We start from the raw sequence: 24,762 nt of genomic DNA on the forward strand, positions 1-24,762 counted from the left end.
TATGACAACATTGATAGAAATGAATCAAGTGACAAAAACTTACGGGGAAGGAAAGATGAAAGTCGTAGCCCTGCATGAGACGAATTTTCAGCTAAATGCGGGAGAGTTCGTAGCTATCGTTGGGCCCTCTGGCTCTGGAAAGACGACCTTTCTAACAACTCTAGGACAACTTCAGGAAGCATCGAGTGGAAAGATTCTAGTAAAGGGGAAGGAAACAGGCAGTTTGACAGAGAAGGAAAAAACAGACCTCCGTTTTAGAGAGTTTGGTTTCATTCTCCAGGCTTCAAACCTAATTCCTTTCCTAACAGTCAAGGAACAGTTGGACTTGATTGACAGACTGGATAAGGGAAAAAATAGTAAAAGTGACCGAAAAGAGCTCTTTGACTTGTTGGATTTGGACAAAGTAAAAGATCATTATCCCAAGGCTCTATCGGGTGGCGAACGTCAGCGTGCGGCGATAGCTAGAGCGCTCTATAACAATCCAAGCATTGTGCTTGCAGATGAGCCGACAGCCAGTCTAGACACCGAGCGTGCTTACCAAGTAACGGAGATGTTGGCTGCCATTGCGCACGAACAAGGTAGAGGAGTTGTTATGATTACACATGATACACGCCTTCTTGATAAGGTTGACCGTATTTATGTTATGAATGATGGACACCTAGTAGAAAAAACACATGCATAAAAAAGAAAGTGGACGGTACTAGTTACTGTTCATTTTTTTATTGAAAGCTTTAAAAATGACTTTGACTTTTTATAAAACTCTTAGTATTCATAGCTGATTTTTGAGAATTGTGGTATAATTTTCCTTATGGAAAAGATTATCATTACAGCAACTGCTGAAAGCATTGAACAAGTTGAACAACTACTCGAAGCTGGCGTAGACCGTATCTATGTCGGTGAGAAAGATTTTGGCCTCCGTTTGCCAACGACCTTTAGTTATGAAGAGTTGCGAGAAATCGCTAAGCTGGTTCATGATGGGAGTAAGGAATTGATCGTTGCGGTTAACGCCCTTATGCACCAAGACATGATGGATCGTATCAAGCCTTTCCTAGACTTCTTGGAAGAAATCAAGACAGACTATATTACAGTAGGAGATGCAGGTGTCTTTTACGTAGTCAACCGTGATGGCTATTCCTTCAAGACTATTTACGATGCTTCAACCATGGTAACAAGTAGTCGTCAGATTAACTTCTGGGGCCAAAAGGCAGGTGCTTCTGAGGCGGTTTTGGCGCGTGAAATTCCATCTGCCGAACTCTTTAAGATGCCAGAGATTTTGGAAATTCCTGCTGAAGTATTGGTTTATGGTGCTAGTGTCATTCACCATTCTAAGCGTCCGCTCTTACAAAACTACTATAACTTTACGCATATCGATGATGAAAAAACGCGTAAACGTGACCTCTTCTTGGCTGAACCAAGTGATCCAGAAAGCCATTATTCTATTTTTGAAGACAATCATGGTACCCACATCTTTGCAAATAACGATCTTGATTTGATGACTAAATTGACAGAATTAGTAGAACATGGTTTCACTCACTGGAAGCTAGAGGGGCTCTACACACCTGGTCAGAATTTTGTAGAAATTGCTAAACTCTTTATCCAAGCACGTAGCTTGATTCAAGAGGGGAATTTCAGCCATGACCAAGCCTTCTTGTTAGATGAGGAAGTGCGCAAGTTACATCCTAAAAACCGTTTCCTGGACACAGGATTCTATGATTACGATCCTGACATGGTTAAATAGGACACCAAAACCCGAAATAAAAATGTTCGGGTTTTTCCAGTGTATCCATGAAATAAAAACGGATACATGTTATAATAAAAATAGCTCTTTAATGGAGGTGTTTGAGTGGAAAATCTGAAGAAAATGGCAGGTATCAAGGCTGCTGAGTTTGTCAAGGATGGCATGGTTGTTGGACTGGGAACGGGTTCTACTGCCTATTATTTTGTAGAAGAAATCGGTCGTCGGATCAAGGAAGAAGGTTTGCAGATTACTGCTGTGACAACTTCCAGTGTGACTAGTAAACAGGCTGAAGGACTAAACATCCCACTCAAGTCGATTGATCAAGTAGACTTTGTCGATGTGACGGTTGACGGGGCGGATGAAGTAGATAGCCAGTTCAACGGGATCAAAGGCGGTGGTGGGGCCCTTCTGATGGAGAAGGTTGTCGCAACGCCCTCAAAAGAATACATTTGGGTGGTAGATGAAAGCAAACTGGTAGAGAAACTAGGTGCTTTTAAATTGCCAGTAGAAGTGGTTCAGTATGGTGCAGAACAGGTTTTTCGTCGGTTTGAGCGAGCTGGCTATAAACCAAGTTTCCGTGAAAAAGACGACCAACGTTTTGTGACCGATATGCAGAACTTTATCATTGATCTAGCCTTGGATGTCATTGAAGATCCAATTGCCTTCGGACAAGAATTGGACCATGTCGTTGGTGTCGTAGAGCATGGCTTGTTCAACCAAATGGTGGATAAGGTCATCGTTGCTGGACGAGACGGGGTTCAGATTTTAACTTCAACAAAAGCAAGATAACTAAGATAGTAAGGAGACAGACTATGTCAAAATTTAATCGTATTCACTTGGTGGTACTGGATTCTGTGGGAATCGGTGCTGCACCAGATGCCAATAACTTTGTCAATGCAGGAGTTCCAGATGGAGCTTCCGACACACTGGGACATATCTCAAAAGCTGTTGGTTTGAATGTGCCAAACATGGCTAAAATCGGTCTAGGAAATATTCCTCGCGAAGCGCCTCTTAAGACTGTACCAGCAGAAAGCAATCCAACAGGATATGCAACAAAATTAGAAGAAGTGTCGCGTGGTAAAGATACTATGACAGGTCACTGGGAAATCATGGGACTCAACATTACCGAGCCTTTCGATACTTTCTGGAACGGATTCCCAGAAGAAATCTTGACAAAGATCGAAGAATTTTCAGGACGTAAGGTCATTCGTGAAGCCAACAAACCTTACTCAGGAACAGCTGTTATCGACGATTTTGGACCACGTCAGATGGAAACGGGGGAGTTGATTATCTATACTTCAGCTGACCCAGTTTTGCAGATTGCTGCCCACGAAGATATCATTCCTTTGGATGAATTGTACCGTATTTGTGAATACGCGCGTTCGATTACCCTTGAGCGTCCTGCCCTTCTAGGTCGTATCATTGCCCGTCCTTATGTGGGTGAGCCAGGTAACTTCACTCGTACAGCTAACCGTCGTGACTTGGCCGTTTCTCCATTTGCACCAACTGTTTTGGATAAATTGAACGAAGCTGGTATCGATACTTACGCTGTTGGTAAAATCAACGATATCTTTAACGGAGCTGGTATCAATCATGACATGGGCCACAACAAGTCAAACAGCCACGGAATTGATACATTATTGAAGACCATGGGACTTGCTGAGTTTGAAAAAGGATTCTCCTTCACAAACTTAGTTGACTTTGATGCCCTATATGGCCACCGTCGTGACCCACACGGTTACCGTGATTGCTTGCATGAGTTTGATGAACGCTTGCCCGAAATTATCGCAGCCATGAGAGAGAATGATCTTCTTTTGATTACTGCGGACCATGGAAATGACCCAATCTATGCAGGAACAGACCACACTCGTGAATATATTCCACTTTTGGCTTACAGTCCTGCCTTTAAAGGAAATGGTATCATTCCAGTTGGACATTTTGCAGATATCTCAGCGACAGTTGCGGATAACTTTGGTGTTGAAACTGCCATGATTGGGGAAAGTTTCTTAGATAAATTGGTATAAGATGACGCGCTATGCTTTACTGGTAAGGGGCATTAATGTCGGTGGGAAGAATAAGGTTGTTATGTCGCAACTTCGTCAAGAATTGACAGAGTTGAGACTGGAAAAAATTGGAACCTACATCAACAGTGGCAATATTTTCTTTACTTCGACAGATGCCAAAGCCCAATTGGTTGAAAAGTTAGAGGCTTTCTTTGAAATCCATTATCCATTTATTCAGAGCTTTTCTTTGCTGAGTCAGGAAGATTATGAGGCAGAGCTGAAGAATCTGCCTGAATGGTGGACCAAAGATTTGGCTCGAAAAGATGTCCTCTTTTATACAGAAGGCTTGGATGTGGATCAAGTCATTGAGAAAGTTGAAAGTTTGGAACTGAAAGATGAAGTGGTTCATTTTGGAAGACTTGGGATTTTCTGGGGGAAATTCTCTGAAGAATCCTACTATGCAACTGCCTATCACAAGCACTTGCTCAAGATGCCTTTTTATCGCTATATCACCATTCGAAATGCTAAAACCTTTGACAAAATCGGTCAAATGTTAAAAAATAATAAAGGAGACACACAATGACATTTTTAGATAAAATCAAGGAAACAGCTGCTTTCCTGAAAGACAAGGGAGTCCAAGCGCCTGAGTTCGGTTTAATTCTTGGATCAGGACTTGGAGAATTGGCAGAAGAAATCGAAAATCCAGTTGTAGTAGACTATGCAGACATTCCAAACTGGGGTCGTTCGACAGTAGTCGGTCACGCTGGTAAATTGGTATATGGAGAACTTGCAGGTCGAAAAGTCTTGGCTCTTCAAGGTCGCTTCCATTTCTACGAAGGAAATCCTCTTGAAGTCGTGACTTTCCCAGTACGTGTGATGAAAGTTCTCGGATGTGAAGGTGTCATTGTAACAAATGCAGCTGGCGGTATTGGATTTGGTCCTGGTACCTTGATGGCTATCTCAGACCATATCAATATGACGGGGCAAAACCCATTGATGGGTGAAAACTTGGATGATTTTGGTCCACGTTTCCCAGATATGTCTAAAGCCTACACTCCAGAATATCGTGCTACTGCCCATGAAGTGGCTAAAAAACTTGGTATCAAGCTTGATGAAGGTGTCTATATTGGTGTAACAGGTCCGACTTATGAAACACCTGCAGAGATTCGTGCCTATAAGAAACTTGGAGCAGATGCAGTTGGTATGTCTACTGTTCCTGAAGTTATTGTGGCAGCCCACTCAGGATTGAAAGTTCTCGGTATTTCATGTATTACTAACCATGCTGCAGGTTTCCAAGAAGAACTCAACCACGAAGAAGTTGTAGAAGTGACTGAACGTGTTAAAGGCGACTTCAAAGGCTTGCTGAAAGCGATTATTGCAGAATTGTAATGAATACTTATCATAGAAAAGTTGAGTGAAGTGTTCAGATTTGAACACGAGTGGAAAGCTTTTCTAGAGACTCAGAAAGGAAGGGGAGTTCGGGTTTGAATTGAACCTGAGCTGTTCTCTTCTATATCATAAAAATTAAGAAAGAAAGGAATTGAATCCACCCTAAAAGCAGTGGGAAAAAGATAGTTGATCTAGCGAGCATCGCTCACTGCACCCAACTCCTATTTTCCCTTCGCTTTTTTGACGGGTTTGGTATCCTTTTGACTATCACATTTAGAATAAAGAAAGGTAGAGCGAGATGTTCTGATTTGAACACGAGCGGAAAACTTTTCTAAAAACATAGAGAGGGTGGTTCGGTTTTGAATTGAAGCCGGTCTAGTCTTCTCAATATCATCAAAATTAAGAAAGAAAGGAATTGAACCCACCCTAAAAGCAGTGGGAAAAAGATAGTTGGTCTAGCGAGCATCGCTCACTGCGCCCAACTCCTATTTTCCCTTCGCTTTTTGACGGGTTTGGTATCTTATATTATGTCTATCCATATTGCTGCTCAGCAGGGTGAAATTGCTGATAAAATTCTTCTTCCAGGGGATCCTCTTCGTGCTAAGTTTATTGCGGAGAACTTCCTTGAAGATGCTGTTTGTTTTAACGAAGTGCGTAACATGTTTGGCTACACTGGTACTTACAAGGGTCACCGTGTATCTGTCATGGGAACTGGGATGGGAATGCCATCCATTTCTATCTATGCCCGTGAGTTGATTGTAGACTACGGAGTGAAAAAATTGATTCGTGTCGGAACAGCTGGTTCTTTGAATGAAGATGTCCACGTCCGTGAATTGGTTTTGGCACAAGCAGCTGCAACCAATTCAAACATCATCCGCAACGACTGGCCACAGTATGATTTTCCACAAATTGCAAGTTTTGACTTGCTAGACAAGGCCTACCATATCGCCAAAGAACTTGGTATGACAACCCACGTTGGGAACGTCTTGTCATCTGATGTCTTTTACTCAAACTACTTTGAAAAGAACATCGAGCTTGGTAAATGGGGAGTTAAGGCTGTGGAAATGGAAGCAGCAGCTCTTTACTATTTAGCGGCTCAACACCATGTTGACGCTCTTGCAATCATGACTATTTCTGATAGCTTGGTCAATCCAGATGAAGACACCACTGCAGAAGAACGCCAAAATACCTTCACTGATATGATGAAGGTTGGATTGGAAACCTTGATTGCAGAGTAATCAGAGAATAGATTTTCAATTACATTACAAGAACTGTTGTAAGTGATTTATTTTCAATATCTAAGCAATGATAAAGAAAGAGTTGAAAATCCAATTATTGATTTTCAACTTTTTAGAACCCAGCTTAAGGAGAGATGTGATGGATAAAATAGAACTATTACAAGATTTGATTGATAAAAGCCACAGAATAGTCTTTTTCGGAGGGGCAGGAGTGTCAACCGAGTCTAATATCCCAGATTTTCGTAGTTCAGATGGTGTTTATAGTCATCAGTTAGGCCGTCATTTTACGGCAGAAGAACTTGTTTCTCGGACCATGTTTGAGCGCTATCCAGAAGATTTTTTTGACTTTTATAAGAAATACCTGATTTATCCAGAAGCCAAGCCTAATGCTGCTCATACTTATCTAGCTGCTTTGGAAAAGACAGGTAAGCTAAAGGCTGTTGTGACACAAAATATCGATAGTCTTCATGAAATGGCTGGCTCCCAAAAGGTCTTTAAATTGCATGGGAGTGTGGACCGAAATTACTGCCTAGGTTGTCATCGTTTCTATGACTTAACTGCCTTTCTGGCCCTCGAGGGACCTGTTCCCAACTGCTTAGACTGTGGTAAGGTGGTCAAGCCTGACGTGATCTTGTATGAAGAATCACTTGACATGGATGTCTTTAGCCAAGCTGCACAAGCTATTCGGCAAGCAGACTTGCTGATTATTGGTGGGACTTCCTTGGTTGTTTATCCTGCAGCTAGCCTAGTAAACTATTTTTCTGGGACAAATCTGGTCCTTATCAATAAAACCAGTATTCCACAAGACAGCCAAGCTACATTGGTCATTGAAGGCAAGATTGGGGAAGTCTTTTCGAAATTGAGACAATAAAAGAATTTTAGAAGATAGAAAAATATCTCATTTATTAAGCACTATCTCGCTCTTTGAGAGTTATTAAAAACTGGCTGAGAAAATCAAAACTCCTTCACTGATATGATGAAGGTCGGCTTGGAAAACTTGATTGCAGACTAAAATCTAATAAAAAATCCTGTTTTCAAGTGAAATCAGGATTTTTTCATGGATGCGATTTTTTCTGGGTCTGGTGTGACACGGAGGGTTTTTTGTCCAGTATAAGTAACAAAACCGGGTTTGCCACCTGTTGGTTTGTTGAGTTTTTTGACTTCTATCATATCAACCTGCACCAGATTTGACAGACGTCCCTTGGAGAAGTAGGCAGCTAGCTCCGCTGCATCTGTCTTAACTTCGTCAGAAGGATTAAGATTTCCTGAGATGACGACGTGGCTTCCTGGAATGTCTTTGGCATGAAACCAAAGTTCTTCCTTGCGAGCCATTTTAAAGGTTAGTTCTTCATTTTGCAAGTTGTTTCGTCCGACATAGATGATGGTCTTGCCATCGCTCGCCAGATACTGTTCTGGTTTTTTGCGTTTCTGGATTTTTTCGCGTTGGCGTCTTCTAATAAAGCCAGTTTGGATCAATTCTTCACGGATTTCAGCGATTTCTTCCAGTCCAGCTTGGTTGAGAACGGTCTCCACACTTTCCAGATAGAGAATGGTTGCCTTGGTTTCTTCAATCAGTTCAGTCAGGTATTTGACAGCTTCTTTAAGTTTCTGGTAACGTTTAAAATAGCGTTGAGCATTCTGACTGGGAGTCAGGGCCTTATCAAGAGCAATGGTGATAGGTTGATTGGTGTAGTAGTTGTCCAAGGTAACCTGATCTTGGTCATTAGGTACTTGATGAAGGAAGGTTGTCAACAATTCCCCTTTTTGGCGAAACTCCTCAGCATTGTCTGTCGCCAGTAATTCTTTTTCTTGTTTTTTGAGTTTGTGGCGATTTTTCTGAAGTTCATTTTCAGCACGTCGAATCAGTTCACTGGCTTGCTGTTTGACACGGTCGCGCTCGGCTTTATCCTTATAATAGGTGTCCAGCAAGTCAGAAAGACTGGAAAAAGGCTCTCCTACACGATTCGCAAAAGGAACTGGGCTGAAAGAAGTCTCTGTCAAAAATGGTTTGCTTGCTTGACTGAAAAAGTTACGGAAAGTGGAAAGTTTTTCACTAACCAGTATGCTTTCCAATTCATTTGCCGTATCGCGTCCTAGACCTTGAAAGAGGCTTTGAAGATTTTTAGCTTTTAATTCCTGTGTTTGCAGGATTTCAAAGAGTTTCTCATCCTTGACTGTAAAAGGATTGAGAGAATCGGTACTTGGTGGAGCGATATAGGTCGATCCAGGAAGCAGGGTGCGGTAGCTATTTTGTGAAAAGCCGAGATGTTTAATAACTTCGAGAATCTTATGGCTACTTTTATCCACGAGGAGAATATTGCTGTGTTTGCCCATGATCTCGATAATCAGTGTAGCCTGGATATGATCTCCAATCTCGTTTTTATTGGAAACGGTAATCTCCACGATGCGGTCATTTTCGATTTGCTCGATGGACTCAATTACGGCGCCCTGCAAATACTTTCTCAAAACCATGATAAAAGTAGAAGGTTGGGCTGGATTTTCAAAGGTCGTTTGGGTCAGCTGAATGCGTCCAAAAACGGGATGAGCTGAAAGGAGTAGGCGATGAGTTTGGCGATTGCTGCGGATTTGCAAGACCAATTCTTGTTCAAAAGGTTGATTGATTTTCTGGATGCGACCATTGACTAACTCTCTTCGCAACTCCTCAATCATGTGGTGTAAAAAAAATCCGTCAAATGACATCGTTCTCTCCTTGTGATTGTATTCCATAGTATTATATCAAAAAGGTAGAATAAAATCATGGAAATATGGTATAATAAAGCCAAGTAAAGAGAATCGAGAAGTACATGTATATTGAAATGGTGGATGAAACTGGTCAAGTTTCACAAGAAATCTTGCAACAAACCCAAGAGATTTTGGAATTTGCTGCCCAAAAAATAGGAAAAGAAGACAAGGAGATGGCAGTTACTTTTGTGACCAACGAGCGTAGCCACGAACTCAATCTTGAGTATCGTGATACCGATCGTCCGACGGATGTCATCAGCCTTGAGTATAAACCTGAATTGGACATTACTTTTGACGAGGAAGATCTGCTTGAAAATCCTGAATTAGCAGAAATGATGTCTGAGTTTGATGCCTATATTGGGGAACTTTTCATCTCTATCGATAAGGCGCATGAGCAGGCTGAGGATTACGGTCACAGCTTTGAGCGTGAGATGGGCTTCTTGGCAGTACACGGCTTTTTACATATCAACGGCTACGATCACTACACTCCGGAAGAAGAAGCGGAGATGTTCGGTTTACAAGAAGAAATTTTAACAGCCTATGGACTCACAAGACAATAAACGAAAATGGAAAAACCGTGACCTTGTATCTAGTTTAGAATTTGCCCTGACAGGAATTCTGACTGCCATCAAGGAAGAACGCAATATGCGAAAACATGCAGTGACGGCTCTAGTAGTTATCCTTGCAGGTTTTGTTTTTCAGGTATCACGGATCGAATGGCTCTTTCTCCTAATGAGCATTTTCTTGGTAGTAGCATTTGAAATTATTAACTCTGCTATTGAAAATGTGGTGGATCTAGCCAGTCACTATCACTTTTCTATGTTGGCAAAGAAAGCCAAGGACATGGCGGCAGGAGCCGTGCTGGTGGTCTCTCTTTTTGCTGCAGTGACAGGTGCACTTATCTTTCTCCCACGCATTTGGGATATACTATTTTAATCACTAAGAGGAAATTATGACATTTAAATCAGGCTTTGTAGCCATTTTAGGACGTCCCAATGTTGGGAAGTCAACGTTTTTGAATCACGTCATGGGGCAAAAGATTGCTATCATGAGTGATAAGGCGCAAACAACGCGCAATAAAATCATGGGGATTTACACCACGGATAAGGAACAAATCGTCTTTATCGATACACCGGGAATTCACAAGCCTAAGACGGCTCTTGGAGATTTCATGGTGGAATCTGCCTATAGTACTCTGCGTGAAGTGGATACTGTTCTATTCATGGTGCCAGCTGATGAGCCACGTGGTAAGGGCGACGATATGATTATCGAGCGTCTTAAAGCTGCCAAGGTTCCAGTGATTCTGGTGGTGAACAAAATTGACAAGGTTCATCCAGACCAACTTCTGGCTCAGATTGATGACTTCCGTAATCAAATGGACTTTAAGGAGATTGTCCCTATCTCAGCCCTTCAGGGAAATAACGTTTCTCGTCTAATTGACATCCTTAGCGAAAATCTTGAGGAAGGTTTCCAGTATTTCCCAGCTGATCAAATCACAGATCATCCTGAGCGTTTTTTGGTTTCTGAAATGATCCGTGAGAAAGTCTTGCACCTAACGCGAGAAGAGATTCCTCACTCAGTTGCAGTGGTAGTTGACTCCATGAAGCGTGACGAAGAGACAGACAAGGTTCATATCCGTGCAACCATCATGGTCGAGCGTGATAGTCAAAAAGGTATTATCATCGGTAAAGGTGGCGCCATGCTCAAGAAAATTGGGACCATGGCTCGTCGTGATATCGAACTCATGCTAGGGGACAAGGTTTTCCTAGAAACTTGGGTCAAGGTCAAGAAAAACTGGCGTGATAAAAAGCTAGATTTGGCTGACTTTGGCTATAATGAAAAAGAATACTAAGTAGAGGTGGGCTCATGCCTGCTTCTTGTTTTTACAGAAGGAGGATTTATGCCTGAATTACCTGAGGTTGAAACCGTTCGTCGTGGCTTAGAGAAATTAATTTTGGGAAAGAAGATTTCGAGTGTAGAGATTCGTTATCCCAAGATGGTCAAGACAGATTTGGACGAGTTTCAAAAGGAAGTGCCTGGTCAAGTTGTTGTGTCAATGGGACGTCGTGGAAAATATTTGCTTTTTTACCTAACAGACAAGGTCTTGATTTCCCATCTGCGGATGGAGGGCAAGTATTTTTACTATCCAGACCAGGTTCCTGAACGCAAGCATGCCCATATTTTCATTCGGTTTGAAGATGGAGGCACGCTTGTTTATGAGGATGTACGCAAGTTTGGTACCATAGAACTGTTGACACCCGACCTATTAGAAGCCTACTTTGTTTCTAAAAAACTAGGGCCTGAGCCAATAGAGCAGGACTTTGATTTGCAGTCCTTCCAAGCTGCTCTAGCCAAGTCTAAAAAGCCTATCAAATCCCACCTCCTAGACCAAACCTTGGTCGCTGGTCTTGGAAATATCTATGTGGATGAGGTTCTCTGGCGAGCTCAGGTTCATCCAGCTAGATCTTCCCAAACTTTGACAGCAGAGGAAGCGTCAGCTATTCATGACCAGACCATTGCTGTTTTGGGACAGGCGGTCGAAAAGGGTGGTTCCACCATTAGAACCTATACCAATGCCTTTGGGGAAGATGGAACCATGCAGGATTTTCATCAGGTCTATGATAAGACTGGTCAAGCATGTTCACGCTGTGGCAACATCATTGAGAAATTCCAGCTCGGTGGAAGGGGAACTCATTTTTGTCCTCAGTGTCAAAGGAGGGGCTGATGGGAAAAATCATCGGAATCACAGGAGGAATTGCCTCTGGTAAATCAACTGTGACAAATTTTCTAAGAGAAAAAGGCTTCCAAGTGGTGGATGCCGATGCAGTCGTCCATGATCTACAAAAACCTGGGGGTCGTCTTTATCAGGTTTTAGTCCAGCATTTTGGACAGGAAATTCTCTTAGAAAATGGAGAACTCAATCGTCCTCTCCTAGCTAGTCTCATCTTTTCAAATCCTGAGGAGCGGGAATGGTCTAAGCAAACACAAGGAGAGATTATTCGTGAGGAACTGGCAGCATTGCGAGACCAGTTAGCTCAGACAGAAGCTATCTTTTTCATGGATATTCCCCTGCTTTTTGAACAGGACTATGCCAACTGGTTTGATGAAACGTGGCTGGTTTATGTGGACCATGATATCCAATTAGAACGTTTCATGAAACGGGATCATCTTTCTAAGGAAGTAGCAGAGTCTCGTTTGGCCGCCCAGTGGTCTTTAGAAGAAAAGAAGAAATTGGCGAGTCATATATTAGATAATAATGGCAGTCGTAATCAGCTTGCTAGTCAAGTAGTGAAGTTACTTGAAGGAGGCGATAGCTGTGCAAGAGATTAGTTGGAAAGAGAATCTTCGTGTTGCCTGGTTCGGTAGTTTTCTAACGGGCGCCAGCATTTCCTTGGTCGTTCCTTTCATGCCTATCTTTATAGAGCAGTTGGGAATTGAAGGAGACCAAGTTGCTTTCTATGCTGGTTTAGCCATCTCGGTTTCGGCTGTTTCAGCAGCTCTAGTTTCTCCCATCTGGGGTATTCTTGCTGACAAATATGGACGAAAGCCCATGATGATTCGAGCAGGCCTTGCCATGACCATTACTATGGGAGGTTTGGCCTTTGTGCCGAATATCTATTGGCTAATCTTTCTTAGATTACTAAATGGTGTATTTACAGGTTTCGTTCCAAATGCGACGGCTTTAATAGCCAGTCAAGTTCCTAAGGATAAGTCTGGATATGCTTTGGGGACTTTATCAACGGGAGTAGTAGCTGGAACCCTAACGGGCCCCTTTGTTGGGGGCCTGGTTGCTGAAATTTTTGGTATTCGAAATGTTTTTCTGCTGATTGGTGGCTTCTTGTTTTTAGCTGCACTCTTAACCATTTTCTTTATCAAGGAGGATTTTCAGCCAATAGCTAAGGAGAAAGCAATACCAACAAAGGAATTATTTGCTTCAATCAAGCACTCTCATCTTTTGATTAGTTTATTTTTGACTACCTTTGTCATACAATTTTCAGCTCAATCCATTGGACCCATTCTGGCTCTCTATGTGCGGGACTTAGGGCAGAACGAAAATCTCCTCTTCGTCTCAGGCTTGATTGTATCTAGTATGGGATTTTCTAGTATGATGAGCGCTGGAGTGATGGGAAAGCTTGGTGATAAGCTAGGGAATCATCGACTTCTGATAGTGGCACAGATGTATTCAGTCATCATCTACCTTCTTTGTGCCAGTGCGACCAGTCCTCTTGAACTTGGTTTGTATCGTTTTCTCTTTGGTTTAGGAACGGGCGCTCTGATACCTGGTATCAATGCCTTGCTTAGTAAAATGACTCCCAAAGCTGGCATTTCAAGGATTTTTGCCTTTAACCAAGTCTTTTTCTACCTTGGAGGTGTTGTTGGCCCTATGACTGGTTCAGCAGTCGCGGGGCAATATGGCTACAACTCTGTTTTTTATGCGACGGCTGCCTGTGTGGCTTTCAGTTGTTTATGTAACTTAATTCAATTTAGATCATTATTAAAAGTAAAGGAAATCTCGTGCGAGTAAAAATTAATCTCAAATGCTCCTCTTGTGGTAGCATCAATTATCTAACTAGTAAGAACTCAAAAACCCATCCAAACAAGATTGAAGTTCTAAAATATTGTCCAAAGGAAAGAAAAGTAACTTTACATCTTGAATCTAAGTAGAATTTATGGTAAAATAATAGGGATTTTAAGGAGTTTGATATGTATAACCTATTATTAACCATTTTATTAGTATTATCTGTTGTGATTGTGATTGCGATTTTCATGCAACCAACCAAGAACCAATCCAGCAATGTATTTGATGCCAGCTCAGGTGATTTGTTTGAACGTAGTAAAGCGCGTGGTTTTGAAGCTGTGATGCAACGTTTGACAGGTATTTTAGTCTTTTTCTGGCTAGCCATTGCCTTAGCATTGACGGTATTATCAAGTAGATAAGAAATGGGCAGGACTAGGTCTTTGCCTATTTTTATTTTTATACTCTTCAAAAATCAAATTCAAACCACGTCAGCGTCGTCTTGTCGTACTCCAGTACTGCCTGCGCCTAGCTTTCTAGTTTGCTCTTTGATTTTTATTGAGTATTAAATGATGTTTGAGAAGGTCTTACAGTTAAAGAAAATTAAAAAATCTAGAAAGAAAACATGAAAGATAAAATTAAAGAATATTTGCAAGAGAAGGGGCGAGTGACGGTAAATGACCTAGCTCAGGTTCTCGGAAAGGATGGATCCAAGGATTTCCGTGAGTTGATTAAAACCCTGTCTCTGATGGAAAGAAAGCACCAGATCCGTTTTGAAGATGATGGTAGTTTATGTCTGGACCAGAAGAAGAAACATGAAATCACCCTAAAAGGGGTTTTTCATGCCCATAAAAATGGCTTTGGCTTTGTCAGTCTAGAAGGAGAAGAGGACGACCTTTTTGTAGGAAAAAATGATGTCAACTATGCCATTGATGGTGATACCGTAGAGGTGGTCATCAAGAAAGTCGCTGACCGCAACAAGGGAACTGCTGCAGAAGCTAAAATTATCGATATCCTAGAGCATAGCCTGACGACAGTTGTCGGGCAAATCGTTCTGGATCAGGAAAAGCCCAAGTATGCGGGCTACATCCGTTCAAAAAATCAGAAAATCAGCCAACCGATCTATGTGAAGAAACCAGCTATCAAGTTGGAAGGGACAGAGGTTCTCAAGGTCTTTATCGATAAATACCCAAGTAAGAAACATGATTTCTTTGTTGCTAGTGTCCTTGATGTGGTGGGGCACTCGACTGATGCTGGGATTGACGTTCTTGAAGTCTTGGAATCCATGGATATTGTTTCAGAATTTCCAGAAGCTGTTCTCAAGGAGGCAGAAAGTGTACCAGAAGCTCCGTCTCAAAAGGATATGGAAGGGCGTCTTGATTTAAGAGATGAGCTTACCTTTACCATTGACGGTGCGGATGCCAAGGACTTGGACGACGCAGTACACATCAAGCCTTTGAAAAATGGCAATCTAGAACTCGGAGTTCACATCGCAGATGTTTCCTACTATGTGACCGAGGGTTCTGCCCTCGACAAGGAAGCCCTTAACCGCGCGACTTCTGTCTACGTGACAGACCGTGTGGTACCAATGCTTCCTGAACGATTGTCAAATGGCATCTGCTCTCTCAATCCTCAAGTAGATCGCTTGACCCAGTCTGCTATTATGGAAATTGATAAACATGGTCGTGTGGTTAATTACACCATTACCCAAACAGTTATCAAGACAAGCTTTCGTATGACCTATAGCGCTGTCAATGACATCCTAGCTGGCGATGAAGAAAAGAGACAAGAGTTTAAGAAAATTGTTCCTAGTATTGAGCTCATGGCCAAGCTTCACGAAACGCTAGAAAGCATGCGTGAGAAACGTGGTGCCCTTAATTTTGATACCAGTGAAGCTAAGATTTTGGTGGATAAAAAAGGCAAGCCTGTGGACATTGTCCTTCGTCAACGCGGCGTTGCTGAGCGGATGATTGAGTCCTTCATGCTGATTGCCAACGAGACGGTTGCCGAGCACTTCAGCAAGTTGGATCTACCTTTCATCTATCGAATTCACGAGGAGCCCAAGGCTGAAAAAGTTCAGAAGTTTATTGATTACGCTTCGAGCTTTGGTTTGCGAATTTATGGAACTGCCAGTGAAATTAGCCAGGAAGCGCTTCAAGACATCATGCGTGCTGTTGAGGGAGAACCCTATGCGGATGTATTGTCCATGATGCTTCTCCGTTCTATGCAACAAGCTCGCTATTCTGAGCACAATCACGGTCACTATGGACTTGCTGCCGACTATTACACTCACTTTACCAGTCCGATTCGCCGTTATCCAGACCTCCTTGTCCACCGTATGATTCGGGATTATGGTCGTTCCAAGGAAATAGCAGAGCATTTTGAACAAGTGATTCCAGAGATTGCAACCCAGTCTTCCAACCGTGAACGTCGTGCCATCGAGGCAGAGCGTGAAGTCGAAGCCATGAAAAAGGCTGAGTACATGGAAGAATACGTGGGTGAAGAGTACGACGCAGTTGTATCCAGCATTGTCAAGTTCGGTCTCTTTGTCGAATTGCCGAATACAGTTGAAGGCTTGATTCACATTACCAATTTGCCTGAATTTTATCATTTCAACGAGCGTGATTTGACTCTTCGTGGAGAGAAATCAGGAATAACTTTCCGTGTGGGACAGCAGATTCGTATTCGAGTTGAAAGAGCCGATAAGATGACAGGTGAGATTGATTTCTCTTATATTCCAAGTGAGTTTGATGTCATCGAAAAAGGCTTGAAACAAGCTGGTCGAAAAGACAGAGGGCGTGGTTCAAGTCGTCGTTCAGATAAGAAGGAAGACAAGAGAAAATCAGGACGCTCAAATGATAAGCAAAAGCATTCACAAAAAGATAAAAAGAAAAAAGGCAAGAAACCATTTTACAAAGAAGTAGTTAAGAAAGGAGCCAAACATGGCAAAGGGCGAGGGAAAGGTCGTCGCACAAAATAAAAAAGCGCACCACGACTATACAATCGTAGATACGCTTGAAGCAGGAATGGTGCTGACAGGAACGGAAATCAAGAGCGTTCGAGCTGCTCGAATCAATCTCAAGGACGGCTTTGCCCAAGTAAAAAATGGGGAAGTCTGGTTGAGCAACGTTCATATCGCCCCTTACGAAGAGGGCAATATCTGGAACCAGGAACCTGAACGCCGTCGCAAACTTCTACTCCATAAGAAGCAAATTCAAAAATTGGAACAAGAGACTAAAGGGACAGGAATGACCCTTGTACCCCTCAAAGTCTATATCAAAGATGGCTACGCTAAGCTTATTTTAGGACTTGCAAAAGGGAAACATGACTATGACAAACGGGAGTCGATCAAGCGACGTGAACAAAACCGCGACATCGCGCGTGTGATGAAAGCTGTCAACCAGCGATAAGAAGAGGAAGTAAAATGGAAAAATTAATTGCCTATAAACGGATGCCCTTGTGGAATAAACAGACCATGCCTGAAGCTGTTCAGCAAAAGCACAATACTAAAGTCGGCACTTGGGGAAAAATTACTGTCTTGAAAGGGGCACTCAAGTTTATTGAGTTGACTGAAGATGGTGAGGTTCTTGCTGAGCACCTCTTTGAGGCAGGAGCAGATAACCCCATGGCGCAACCACAAGCCTGGCACCGAGTAGAGGCCGCAACAGACGATGTAGAGTGGTACTTGGAGTTTTATTGTAAACCTGAGGATTATTTCCCTAAGAAATACAATACCAATCCAGTCCATTCGGAAGTCTTAGAAGCTATGCAAACGGTGAAACCTGGAAGAGCCTTGGATTTGGGTTGTGGTCAAGGACGTAACTCTCTCTTTCTCGCACAGAATGGTTTTGATGTGACAGCTGTTGATCAAAATGAATTGTCCCTTGAAATCTTGCAAAGCATCGTAGAGCAAGAGGATCTAGAAATGCCTGTAGGACTATACGATATCAATTCAGCCAGCATTAGCCGAGACTATGATTTTATCGTATCGACAGTTGTTCTCATGTTTCTTCAAGCGGACCGCATTCCAGCTATTATCCAAAATATGCAGGAGCACACCACGGTCGGTGGTTACAATCTTATCGTCTGTGCCATGGATACAGAGGATTATCCTTGCTCGGTTAATTTCCCATTCACTTTTAAAGAAGGGGAGTTGGCGGACTACTACAAGGATTGGGAATTGGTCAAGTATAATGAAAACCCAGGACATCTGCACCGTCGTGATGAAAATGGTAATCGCATTCAACTCCGATTTGCGACCATGTTAGCTAAAAAAGTAAAATAAACATACATGAAGGTCGGGAAAAAAGAAGGGGTATCAAATAGAAAAATTGCTTCTTTACTTGGAAAAGAGCTCTTTAAACTGTCCATACTGAAATCAAACGTGAGACAGTCCTATTGATTTCAAATAAAAGCGCTGAGTCTGTCAATCAGGCTCTAAAATTCATCTTAAAACAGCATTAAATTCTTTCCATCACGACAGATAATTGAACAGGATTCAACCACTTGTCTAATGTGTTTTCTAAGGAGCATATCTATTATCCACACCCCTATGCTTCTTGGTTAAGGGGAACTAATGAAGATCACAACAGGCTCATTCGTAGATGGTTACCTAAAGGAACTAATAAAGCGACTCCTAAAGAAGTCGCCTTCCTCGAAAATTGGATCAACAACTATTCTAAAAAATGCTTGTACTACAAGTCGCTCAGAGAAATTCTTCTTAATGGCTAACTTGAACTGAACAATTTGATTTGTTCTTAAATTGCTGACAAAAAATGAAAGCGCTTGACAAAATGGTTGTATTGGTTGTAAAATATGAATGATGTGAGAAGTTTTGTTTTAAATATACGGAACTGAAATGTCGATATAAAAGGAGATGAATATGAAACAAAAATATAAGTTAAATGTAGATGAACGTAGAAGAAGGTTTAGTCTCAGAAGAGTTTCAGGAATTGGGGTAGTGTCTGCTGTGATTGGGATTATTGGCTTTTCTTCACTTCTTATTGAAACAGTTTCAGCTACTGAAACAGATATTACAGTAAACTATAAATATGCTACTATGGATGAGCTAACAGAAATAGAGAAAAAACTTATTGTAAACGAGTTACCAAAGGATCTTGTAGATGGTTCAGATTTGTTTGTTATCTATCGTAGAGATACTACAAATAATATTTTACCAGATACTGGAAGTAATGCATTGTCCTTGGCTTCTATTATTGGAACAGGTCTACTGTTGGTTGCTTATATCATAAAAAAATCTGGTAACTCAGATAAGAAGATTGTCAAGAGTATTTTGTCAATCTCTTTGGTTGGAGGAGCTTTGACGGTAACAACTGTATCTGCTTTGACTGTTGCTACTTTATCTAACTATAACCATACCGAAATGATAACAGTAGGTACAACTCTCCCAGATGGTAAAGTGAATATTTCTGGATATCGGTTTGTAGGTTACATTGATGGAAAAGATCTAGATATGAATCCAACTACACCTGCAACTTCACTTCCAGCAAAGGAAAATAAAATTCAGGATACTATTGTTCCAACGGATAATTCTGGGAAAGATGCTATTGATGATGGTAGTAGTGGTAAAGTGGAGCCTATTAAACCAATAATGCCACCAAAAGAAGATGAACCAGTTAAGCCTGTAGACCCTAAAGTTATTGATAAAATTATTAAAGTGGATGATTCTGGGAAAACTTTAGAAGATGTCATTGGTTATATAAAAGTTAGCACGAGTCAACCTGTTGAAACACGAGAAGTTCAGAATGGTCAGCCAGTTATAATTCGAACTGTAACTGAAGTTTACAAGAAAGATACTGTATATGAAGAAAAAACAACTGCTGACATTCTTAAGGGAACAAATGTTGTCATCCCATCTACATTAGTGGAAATATTGTCTGAGGAAGTTGTGGAAGATGAGACGCCAGCTAAAACTACCCCAACCCCTGCTAAACAAACAGTTGAAAAAAATTCAGAAATTGAAAATCTAGGAACAGCACCTTCAACAGAATCATCAGTAAGAGAGGATAAAAAAGAAGAAATTCCAGCTCCAGTTGAGACTTCAAGCTCTAGCTTGGAAACTATTGCAGAGTCCACAATAGTTAAAGCCAAAAAAGTTATTCGTACTATACGCTCTACAGAAGACATTCCGTTTGAAGTGGTTGTTAAGAAGGATAGCTCTTTAGCTGAAGGTGAGACTAAGGTAGAAACAGAAGGGAAACTTGGGAAGAAAGTTTCTACTAAAAAGATTACCCTAGTGGATAATGTAGAAACTGTACAGGAAACAATCTCAGAAACAAGAGAAGAACCTCAAAATAAAGTTCTTCTGATTGGAACGAAGAAAATAGGAACTCAACCAAACATTAGTGAAGTAGCACCAAGTGCGAACTCAGCTGAGAATCTTGCTACTGATTCCAAAGCTACAACACAAAAAATTCCTAACCCAAGTTACTATACAGTCGAGGTTACTGAATCTGAAAATAAAACAGTCGTCACTGACCGTGAAAAAGTTCGTGAGTTAGTAAAAAATAGAACACCGTTTCTAAATCTTGCTTCACCAGATGAAGGAAAGTTGCTTCAGATCAAGACGATAGAAGTCTATGATAATACAATGCTTGAAGGTCAGCGACAATTACGAGATATTCAAGCTAGTTATGTGACGGTAAATGTTAAGAAAAAACGGGTTCTAAGTAACAAAGAACAACAAACGGAATTAGTAATTAGCAAAGATATACCATTAATTACTAAAGTTTATCATATAGGTACCCCCAAAAATGGGTTGTCTAGGAAAGATGTAGTTGTTTCAGGACACGCATACGATAGTAACAATAATGCACTTGAAGAAAAATCTATATCAGTTTATAAAGATAATAAATTAATTACTGAAGTTAATACTGATTTTGATGGCTATATGTTTGCTCATTTAATCTCTAATCAATCTTATACTTTAAAATCTAAAGACTTCGAAGCTAAAGTCACTGCTCTATCTTATGGTGATCCGATAATTGAAAATATAAAGGGACGTTTTGAATTAGGAAGAAAATATTCAGATGATATGGTGGACTATCATCTAAAAGGCAAGGTAATTTACGTTAATGACGGTCAATATCAGAGCGAAAGTGACGATGGGAAAAAATTAGTACTGTCTAAAGAAATTAATGCCAGAGCAGGTGATATTCTTGTGGTCCCACCATCTAAGATTTATGAGACTTCAAAAGCTATCAAAATCAAATCAATTAGAACTATTAATAATCAATCAGTTATTGAATATAGTGTTCCATCATTGTACGAGGTTGTACAAAATATCAACACAAAAGCTTGGTCATCTAATATTAGTAGTGCTACTTTTATTCCAGCTAAAGGAGTCACTGTAAAAAAAGAATCAAATACAGATACAAGTCTATTTAGAAGTGTCACTCTTGAAGGATCTTTTTCATCATCAGTCTCATTGTCTGGTAAGAGAAATGATGATAAAAGCATCAAAGGAACGCTATCATTTAATATTGAAGGTAAGGTTTGGTCAGAGGCTGTTGATTTAAATTTCTGGACTCCTAAACTAGATTTTATGAATTTTGATATCAATAATGAATTGAGTTTTACCACAGAAGGTTCTTTAGAATTTAGTGCATCAGAAGAAATAGAGATTCCATTGGGAGAATTGATTTTACCTACACCGGTTACGGGAGTGACAGTACATATCCCTATAAGTCTTAAAACAACTGTTGAAGGGAGTTTAACTGTTTCGGTATCAAGTACATATTCAATTCAAAATTCAATAAAGTTACAAAATTGGGTTCCTGAATTTAAGCGTGCTGTCCATCATACAATGAAAGTGGGAGAAGTAAAAGCTAAAGCTACAGTCCAAAGTGGTCCAGAAATAAAAGTAAAACCCAAAATATTAGGAATAGATACAGTTTCTATTTCTGCTAATGCAGGGTTAGGAATAGAATCTTCGTATTCGAGAACAAGCCTTTCAGTGGAGGATAAGAAAGATCTAATTACTGGAAAAAATGATAAACTTATTACATCAACTATTTCTATAAATGATAAAAAAATTTCCATCGAAGAGTTTGGTTATCTAACCTTAAAGGCTGAATTAGAAATTTTGAAGCAAGCTAAAACTCTGGGATTTAATCTCGAAGGATTCAAGGAATTAAATTATGAATTAACCTTATTTGATGGTAAATTAATATATAAAAAATATGAGCTTGATTTAGGAAATGATTATAAGGTTGAACTAGTTCGCAATCCAGAAGAATTATTTGAAAAACTAACTAAACCATTCATCTTTACTAGTGGTGCCGGAGGATGGTACACAGGAATGTCCATTTCCAAAGATGGTAGTGTCAAAGGAACTTTCCTTGATATGAATCGTGGAGTTACTGGTTCAAATTATCCAAATGGTCAAATGTATCTTTCTAAATTTACAGGTAAATTTAAAAATCTAGTTAAAGTTAATGACTATGAATACAAGATGACTTTAGCTGATTTGGACTATCCTAAGGCGGGAGAAACAAAGATTGTTAATGGTGTGAAAATTGATACAACTGAACCTTATGGAATAGCAAATGCGAAATCTCCTGGAAAAGAATTTATTCTTTATTTACCAGGTCGTCCAGTTAAAGATTTACCAAAAGAAGTTGGTGACTGGATTTATGATTTCAAAAAACGAATGCCGGAGAAGTTAACAAGAGCGGTAATTTTTAATAAAGATAAAGGTTGGGCATTTGTAGAAAGTAATGAGCCGATAAGTAAAGTGCCTGTTGATGATGAACTTGCTATTAAAGAAATTATTTACAATGGTCATGTTTATCAATTTTCTAAACTGGTAAAATCTAAAGCTGTTATGAACGCTGACTCTTTGTATGTGCGCCAGTTTAACCCAGGTGAATTAATAGATTATTACAATACATATAAAGGGGATAAAACCTATCAACTGGAAGATGTTATTAAGGCTTTATTACCCACGCCTGCTAAAAAACTAAGTGTACCTTTGAAGTATTATACCGAGAAACAATGGCGTAAATTAGCTAATGATAAAAAATCTTGGGTAGAATGGTTTTATTCACAAGCAGATAAAGCTTTCTATGAAGTTGCCAAAGGTGGGCGAGGAGGATATGCTTCTCCGCTACATATTGAACCAAGTAACAAATGGGTAGTGTCTGATAATGGCATTGAAGTAAAAACTTATCTTAATGATGGGGTTGCTACACCTTATCAGAAATACCTATTGAAGAAAAATAATAAGAAGTATGATGGTGGAATAAATAAAACGCCATACTATATTTCTAAGGTTACCAGATTATAAGTCTCTTTTCTATCATTTGTCAAATCTATCAAGGCTTTAAAAAATAATGAGATAAGACAGTAACTATTCAAGGTTACTGTCTTATTTTAATGCTTGTTTGAATATAAAAAATTTCATATTTTACGAATAGATGATATAGAAGGATTGACAGATATACGCATTATGAGTATAATTAAAACTAGAAAGGTGACTATAAATGCCCATTACAGGTAAGGAAATGGTAAAATTAGCTCTTGCAAATGGATGGATTGAAGTTCGTAAGAGGGGAAGTCATCATCATTTTAAGAAAGAAGGAGTTCCCTATCTTGTCACTATTCCAGTCCATGGTAATGATGATCTGGGAAGAGGTTTAGAGAGAAAGATATTAAAGGATTTGGGCCTGTAGTAGATTTGGAACAATGGAGGTGTGTTATGCTAAAGTCTTATCCAGCTATTTTTCATAGAGAAGGCACTAGATATTGGGTTGAATTTCCCGAATTTGGAGGCGGGACTGAGGGAGCAACGATTGAACTTGCCATGAAAAATGCTCATGAAATGCTCGAAAGTGTCTTAGCTTCTTATATTGACGAGGGACTAGCCCTACCTAAACCCAGTGATATTTCTCAGTTGCAAGCTCCTGATGGTTTTGTAACTTTGATTCAAGTAAATCCTCTGCCTTTTGTAAAAAATAATAAGGCGATTCGGAAGAATGTTACAGTTCCAGAGTGGTTGGTCAGATTAGCAGATCGAGAGAAAGTGAACTATTCTGAAGTGTTGACGCAAGCTTTAGAAAGTCGCTTGCAGCTGTAAGCTCATAAAATGATGAAGGTTGGGAATAACCCAGCCTTTTTCTTATTCTTTTCGAATAAAGTAGAAAAGGGGGTATAAATGTTTTTAGCCAGAGATGAAAAAGGAAGCTTAGTCAATGCCTTGGAGGATAAATTAGTTAAACAAAGCTATACTTGTCCAGCTTGTGGAGCTTTGGTTCGATTAAGAAAAGGGAAGAACCTACGGACGCATTTTGCCCATGTATCGCTCAAACAGTGTGATTTTTACTACGAAAATGAGAGTCTAGAGCATCTGGAAAATAAGGTTGCCCTTTTTAATTGGGCGATGAAAAATGACAAGGCCGAGCTTGAATGTCCCATTCCTCAACTAAAACAAATTGCAGATATTTTAGTCAATAAACAGCTTGCCTTAGAAGTTCAGTGTAGTCCTATTTCTCGCCAACTTTTGGAGGAAAGAAGCTTGGGCTATCGAAAAAATGGCTACCAAGTACTTTGGCTAGTCGGTCAAAAACTTTGGTTAAAGGAACGTTTGACTCAGCTCCAAAGAGACTTGCTTTCCTTTAGTCAAAATATGGGCTTTCATCTATGGGAATTAGATCAGCAAAGGGACATACTACGCTTGAAATACATGATCCATCAAGATTTAAAGGGGAATCTTTATTATCAAATAAGGGAGTTTCCTTATGGGCAAGGCAATCTCATTGAGATTTTACGGCTTCCCTATCAGAAGCAAAGAATAGCAAGTATGGATGTATCACAAGATGAAACAATTTGCGCCTATATTCGCCAACAACTCTATTATAAAAATCCTTACTGGATGAAGAAGCAGGAGGAGGCTTATCAAAAAGGGGACAATTTATTAAACCGTCAACTAGACGACTGGTATCCCCAGGTCAGACCGATAGAATCGGGTGATTTTTTGCAGATTGAAACGGATCTGACTAGCTATTATAGAAATTTTCAGGCTTACTATCAAAATAATCCGAAAAATAATCGCCAAAAGCTCTATCCACCAGCCTTTTATCACTTATATTTCTCAAAAAATGTGGTAAAATAGAAAGG

24 protein-coding genes and 1 pseudogene are annotated in these 24,762 nt (G+C 40.3%); 24 read left to right on the forward strand and 1 reads right to left on the reverse strand.

Going from position 1 to position 24,762, the window contains the following annotated elements; genetic code table 11:
- The first annotated feature begins 1 nt into the window (after window position 1).
- From A0739_RS08140 to A0739_RS08175, 8 genes are all read left to right on the forward strand, one after another.
- The gene (locus A0739_RS08140) at window positions 2-682 is read left to right on the forward strand and encodes an ABC transporter ATP-binding protein (RefSeq protein ID WP_061587635.1); all 681 of its coding nucleotides are present in this window, start codon (window positions 2-4) and stop codon (window positions 680-682) included.
- A gap of 126 nt (window positions 683-808) precedes the next feature.
- The gene (locus A0739_RS08145; protein WP_061587636.1) at window positions 809-1,738 is read left to right on the forward strand and encodes a peptidase U32 family protein; all 930 of its coding nucleotides are present in this window, start codon (window positions 809-811) and stop codon (window positions 1,736-1,738) included.
- A 105-nt stretch (window positions 1,739-1,843) separates the two neighbouring features.
- The gene (gene rpiA / locus A0739_RS08150; RefSeq protein WP_061587637.1) at window positions 1,844-2,527 is read left to right on the forward strand and encodes a ribose-5-phosphate isomerase RpiA; all 684 of its coding nucleotides are present in this window, start codon (window positions 1,844-1,846) and stop codon (window positions 2,525-2,527) included.
- Window positions 2,528-2,550: 23 nt separating this feature from the next.
- Window positions 2,551-3,762, forward strand: a complete 1,212-nt coding sequence (locus tag A0739_RS08155) for a phosphopentomutase (protein WP_061587638.1) — start codon at window positions 2,551-2,553, stop codon at window positions 3,760-3,762.
- Between the two features lies 1 nt (window position 3,763).
- Window positions 3,764-4,324, forward strand: coding sequence for a DUF1697 domain-containing protein (locus tag A0739_RS08160; RefSeq protein ID WP_061587639.1), 561 nt, complete (start codon window positions 3,764-3,766; stop codon window positions 4,322-4,324).
- Window positions 4,321-5,130, forward strand: a complete 810-nt coding sequence (locus tag A0739_RS08165) for a purine-nucleoside phosphorylase (protein WP_061587640.1) — start codon at window positions 4,321-4,323, stop codon at window positions 5,128-5,130. Before A0739_RS08160 ends, A0739_RS08165 begins: the two co-directional genes overlap by 4 nt.
- A gap of 527 nt (window positions 5,131-5,657) precedes the next feature.
- Complete coding sequence (deoD, locus tag A0739_RS08170) at window positions 5,658-6,368, forward strand: purine-nucleoside phosphorylase (RefSeq protein WP_000022091.1); 711 nt, start codon at window positions 5,658-5,660, stop codon at window positions 6,366-6,368.
- A 139-nt stretch (window positions 6,369-6,507) separates the two neighbouring features.
- Window positions 6,508-7,239, forward strand: a complete 732-nt coding sequence (locus A0739_RS08175) for an NAD-dependent protein deacylase (RefSeq protein WP_045591587.1) — start codon at window positions 6,508-6,510, stop codon at window positions 7,237-7,239.
- A gap of 173 nt (window positions 7,240-7,412) precedes the next feature.
- On the opposite strand, the gene pavA is transcribed toward A0739_RS08175, so the two are convergent.
- On the reverse strand, window positions 7,413-9,068 hold the full coding sequence (gene pavA, locus A0739_RS08180; RefSeq protein WP_045591586.1) for an Rqc2 family fibronectin-binding protein PavA: 1,656 nt from the start codon (window positions 9,066-9,068) through the stop codon (window positions 7,413-7,415).
- A gap of 104 nt (window positions 9,069-9,172) precedes the next feature.
- Here pavA and ybeY point away from each other — a divergent pair, with 104 nt between their 5' ends.
- The 16 genes and pseudogenes from ybeY to A0739_RS08260 all read left to right on the forward strand — a co-directional run bounded on the left by ybeY (window position 9,173) and on the right by A0739_RS08260 (window position 24,757).
- Window positions 9,173-9,670, forward strand: coding sequence for an rRNA maturation RNase YbeY (gene ybeY, locus A0739_RS08185; RefSeq protein WP_045591585.1), 498 nt, complete (start codon window positions 9,173-9,175; stop codon window positions 9,668-9,670).
- Window positions 9,651-10,046, forward strand: a complete 396-nt coding sequence (locus A0739_RS08190) for a diacylglycerol kinase family protein (RefSeq protein ID WP_000378185.1) — start codon at window positions 9,651-9,653, stop codon at window positions 10,044-10,046. The genes ybeY and A0739_RS08190 overlap by 20 nt, the downstream gene beginning before the upstream one ends.
- A gap of 16 nt (window positions 10,047-10,062) precedes the next feature.
- On the forward strand, window positions 10,063-10,962 hold the full coding sequence (era, locus tag A0739_RS08195; RefSeq protein WP_000143274.1) for a GTPase Era: 900 nt from the start codon (window positions 10,063-10,065) through the stop codon (window positions 10,960-10,962).
- Between the two features lie 48 nt (window positions 10,963-11,010).
- Window positions 11,011-11,835, forward strand: a complete 825-nt coding sequence (gene mutM, locus A0739_RS08200) for a DNA-formamidopyrimidine glycosylase (protein WP_045591584.1) — start codon at window positions 11,011-11,013, stop codon at window positions 11,833-11,835.
- Window positions 11,835-12,440 carry a dephospho-CoA kinase gene (gene coaE / locus A0739_RS08205; protein WP_061587641.1) on the forward strand — a complete coding sequence of 202 codons (606 nt, stop codon included), beginning with the start codon at window positions 11,835-11,837 and terminating at the stop codon, window positions 12,438-12,440. Before mutM ends, coaE begins: the two co-directional genes overlap by 1 nt.
- Window positions 12,427-13,635, forward strand: a complete 1,209-nt coding sequence (locus A0739_RS08210) for a multidrug efflux MFS transporter (protein WP_061587642.1) — start codon at window positions 12,427-12,429, stop codon at window positions 13,633-13,635. Before coaE ends, A0739_RS08210 begins: the two co-directional genes overlap by 14 nt.
- On the forward strand, window positions 13,626-13,775 hold the full coding sequence (gene rpmG, locus A0739_RS08215) for a 50S ribosomal protein L33 (protein WP_061587643.1): 150 nt from the start codon (window positions 13,626-13,628) through the stop codon (window positions 13,773-13,775). Before A0739_RS08210 ends, rpmG begins: the two co-directional genes overlap by 10 nt.
- Window positions 13,776-13,814: 39 nt before the next feature.
- Window positions 13,815-14,048 carry a preprotein translocase subunit SecG gene (gene secG / locus A0739_RS08220; protein ID WP_000282517.1) on the forward strand — a complete coding sequence of 78 codons (234 nt, stop codon included), beginning with the start codon at window positions 13,815-13,817 and terminating at the stop codon, window positions 14,046-14,048.
- 203 nt (window positions 14,049-14,251) lie between these two features.
- Complete coding sequence (gene rnr, locus A0739_RS08225) at window positions 14,252-16,606, forward strand: ribonuclease R (protein ID WP_061587644.1); 2,355 nt, start codon at window positions 14,252-14,254, stop codon at window positions 16,604-16,606.
- Window positions 16,569-17,036: an SsrA-binding protein SmpB gene (gene smpB, locus A0739_RS08230; protein WP_061587645.1), complete on the forward strand. Its 468-nt coding sequence runs from the start codon at window positions 16,569-16,571 to the stop codon at window positions 17,034-17,036. Before rnr ends, smpB begins: the two co-directional genes overlap by 38 nt.
- Before the next feature lie 14 nt (window positions 17,037-17,050).
- Window positions 17,051-17,911 carry an SAM-dependent methyltransferase TehB gene (gene tehB / locus A0739_RS08235; protein ID WP_061587646.1) on the forward strand — a complete coding sequence of 287 codons (861 nt, stop codon included), beginning with the start codon at window positions 17,051-17,053 and terminating at the stop codon, window positions 17,909-17,911.
- Between the two features lie 113 nt (window positions 17,912-18,024).
- Window positions 18,025-18,357 (forward strand): annotated as a pseudogene (locus A0739_RS10655) (IS30 family transposase); the annotation flags it as partial.
- Between the two features lie 151 nt (window positions 18,358-18,508).
- Window positions 18,509-22,933 (forward strand): G5 domain-containing protein, encoded by a 4,425-nt coding sequence (locus tag A0739_RS08245; RefSeq protein WP_061587647.1) that lies wholly within the window; start codon window positions 18,509-18,511, stop codon window positions 22,931-22,933.
- Window positions 22,934-23,129: 196 nt separating this feature from the next.
- On the forward strand, window positions 23,130-23,318 hold the full coding sequence (locus tag A0739_RS08250) for a type II toxin-antitoxin system HicA family toxin (protein WP_049485252.1): 189 nt from the start codon (window positions 23,130-23,132) through the stop codon (window positions 23,316-23,318).
- 26 nt (window positions 23,319-23,344) lie between these two features.
- Window positions 23,345-23,722 carry a type II toxin-antitoxin system HicB family antitoxin gene (locus tag A0739_RS08255; protein WP_049485251.1) on the forward strand — a complete coding sequence of 126 codons (378 nt, stop codon included), beginning with the start codon at window positions 23,345-23,347 and terminating at the stop codon, window positions 23,720-23,722.
- Between the two features lie 78 nt (window positions 23,723-23,800).
- Window positions 23,801-24,757, forward strand: coding sequence for a competence protein CoiA (locus A0739_RS08260; RefSeq protein WP_061587648.1), 957 nt, complete (start codon window positions 23,801-23,803; stop codon window positions 24,755-24,757).
- Window positions 24,758-24,762 lie beyond the last annotated feature (5 nt).

It is taken from the genome of Streptococcus oralis (genome assembly GCF_001588645.1).
GTDB classification, from domain to species: Bacteria; Bacillota; Bacilli; order Lactobacillales; family Streptococcaceae; genus Streptococcus; species Streptococcus oralis_AB.

Coding starts and splice junctions, on each gene's coding strand:
- A0739_RS08140 (WP_061587635.1), top strand. CDS start 2: ATGACAACATTGATAGAAATGAATCAAGTGACAAAAACTTACGGGGAA.
- A0739_RS08145 (WP_061587636.1), top strand. CDS start 809: ATGGAAAAGATTATCATTACAGCAACTGCTGAAAGCATTGAACAAGTT.
- A0739_RS08155 (WP_061587638.1), top strand. CDS start 2,551: ATGTCAAAATTTAATCGTATTCACTTGGTGGTACTGGATTCTGTGGGA.
- A0739_RS08160 (WP_061587639.1), top strand. CDS start 3,764: ATGACGCGCTATGCTTTACTGGTAAGGGGCATTAATGTCGGTGGGAAG.
- A0739_RS08165 (WP_061587640.1), top strand. CDS start 4,321: ATGACATTTTTAGATAAAATCAAGGAAACAGCTGCTTTCCTGAAAGAC.
- deoD (WP_000022091.1), top strand. CDS start 5,658: ATGTCTATCCATATTGCTGCTCAGCAGGGTGAAATTGCTGATAAAATT.
- A0739_RS08175 (WP_045591587.1), top strand. CDS start 6,508: ATGGATAAAATAGAACTATTACAAGATTTGATTGATAAAAGCCACAGA.
- pavA (WP_045591586.1), bottom strand. CDS start 9,068: ATGTCATTTGACGGATTTTTTTTACACCACATGATTGAGGAGTTGCGA.
- ybeY (WP_045591585.1), top strand. CDS start 9,173: ATGTATATTGAAATGGTGGATGAAACTGGTCAAGTTTCACAAGAAATC.
- A0739_RS08190 (WP_000378185.1), top strand. CDS start 9,651: ATGGACTCACAAGACAATAAACGAAAATGGAAAAACCGTGACCTTGTA.
- era (WP_000143274.1), top strand. CDS start 10,063: ATGACATTTAAATCAGGCTTTGTAGCCATTTTAGGACGTCCCAATGTT.
- mutM (WP_045591584.1), top strand. CDS start 11,011: ATGCCTGAATTACCTGAGGTTGAAACCGTTCGTCGTGGCTTAGAGAAA.
- coaE (WP_061587641.1), top strand. CDS start 11,835: ATGGGAAAAATCATCGGAATCACAGGAGGAATTGCCTCTGGTAAATCA.
- secG (WP_000282517.1), top strand. CDS start 13,815: ATGTATAACCTATTATTAACCATTTTATTAGTATTATCTGTTGTGATT.
- rnr (WP_061587644.1), top strand. CDS start 14,252: ATGAAAGATAAAATTAAAGAATATTTGCAAGAGAAGGGGCGAGTGACG.
- smpB (WP_061587645.1), top strand. CDS start 16,569: ATGGCAAAGGGCGAGGGAAAGGTCGTCGCACAAAATAAAAAAGCGCAC.
- tehB (WP_061587646.1), top strand. CDS start 17,051: ATGGAAAAATTAATTGCCTATAAACGGATGCCCTTGTGGAATAAACAG.
- A0739_RS08245 (WP_061587647.1), top strand. CDS start 18,509: ATGAAACAAAAATATAAGTTAAATGTAGATGAACGTAGAAGAAGGTTT.
- A0739_RS08250 (WP_049485252.1), top strand. CDS start 23,130: ATGCCCATTACAGGTAAGGAAATGGTAAAATTAGCTCTTGCAAATGGA.
- A0739_RS08255 (WP_049485251.1), top strand. CDS start 23,345: ATGCTAAAGTCTTATCCAGCTATTTTTCATAGAGAAGGCACTAGATAT.
- A0739_RS08260 (WP_061587648.1), top strand. CDS start 23,801: ATGTTTTTAGCCAGAGATGAAAAAGGAAGCTTAGTCAATGCCTTGGAG.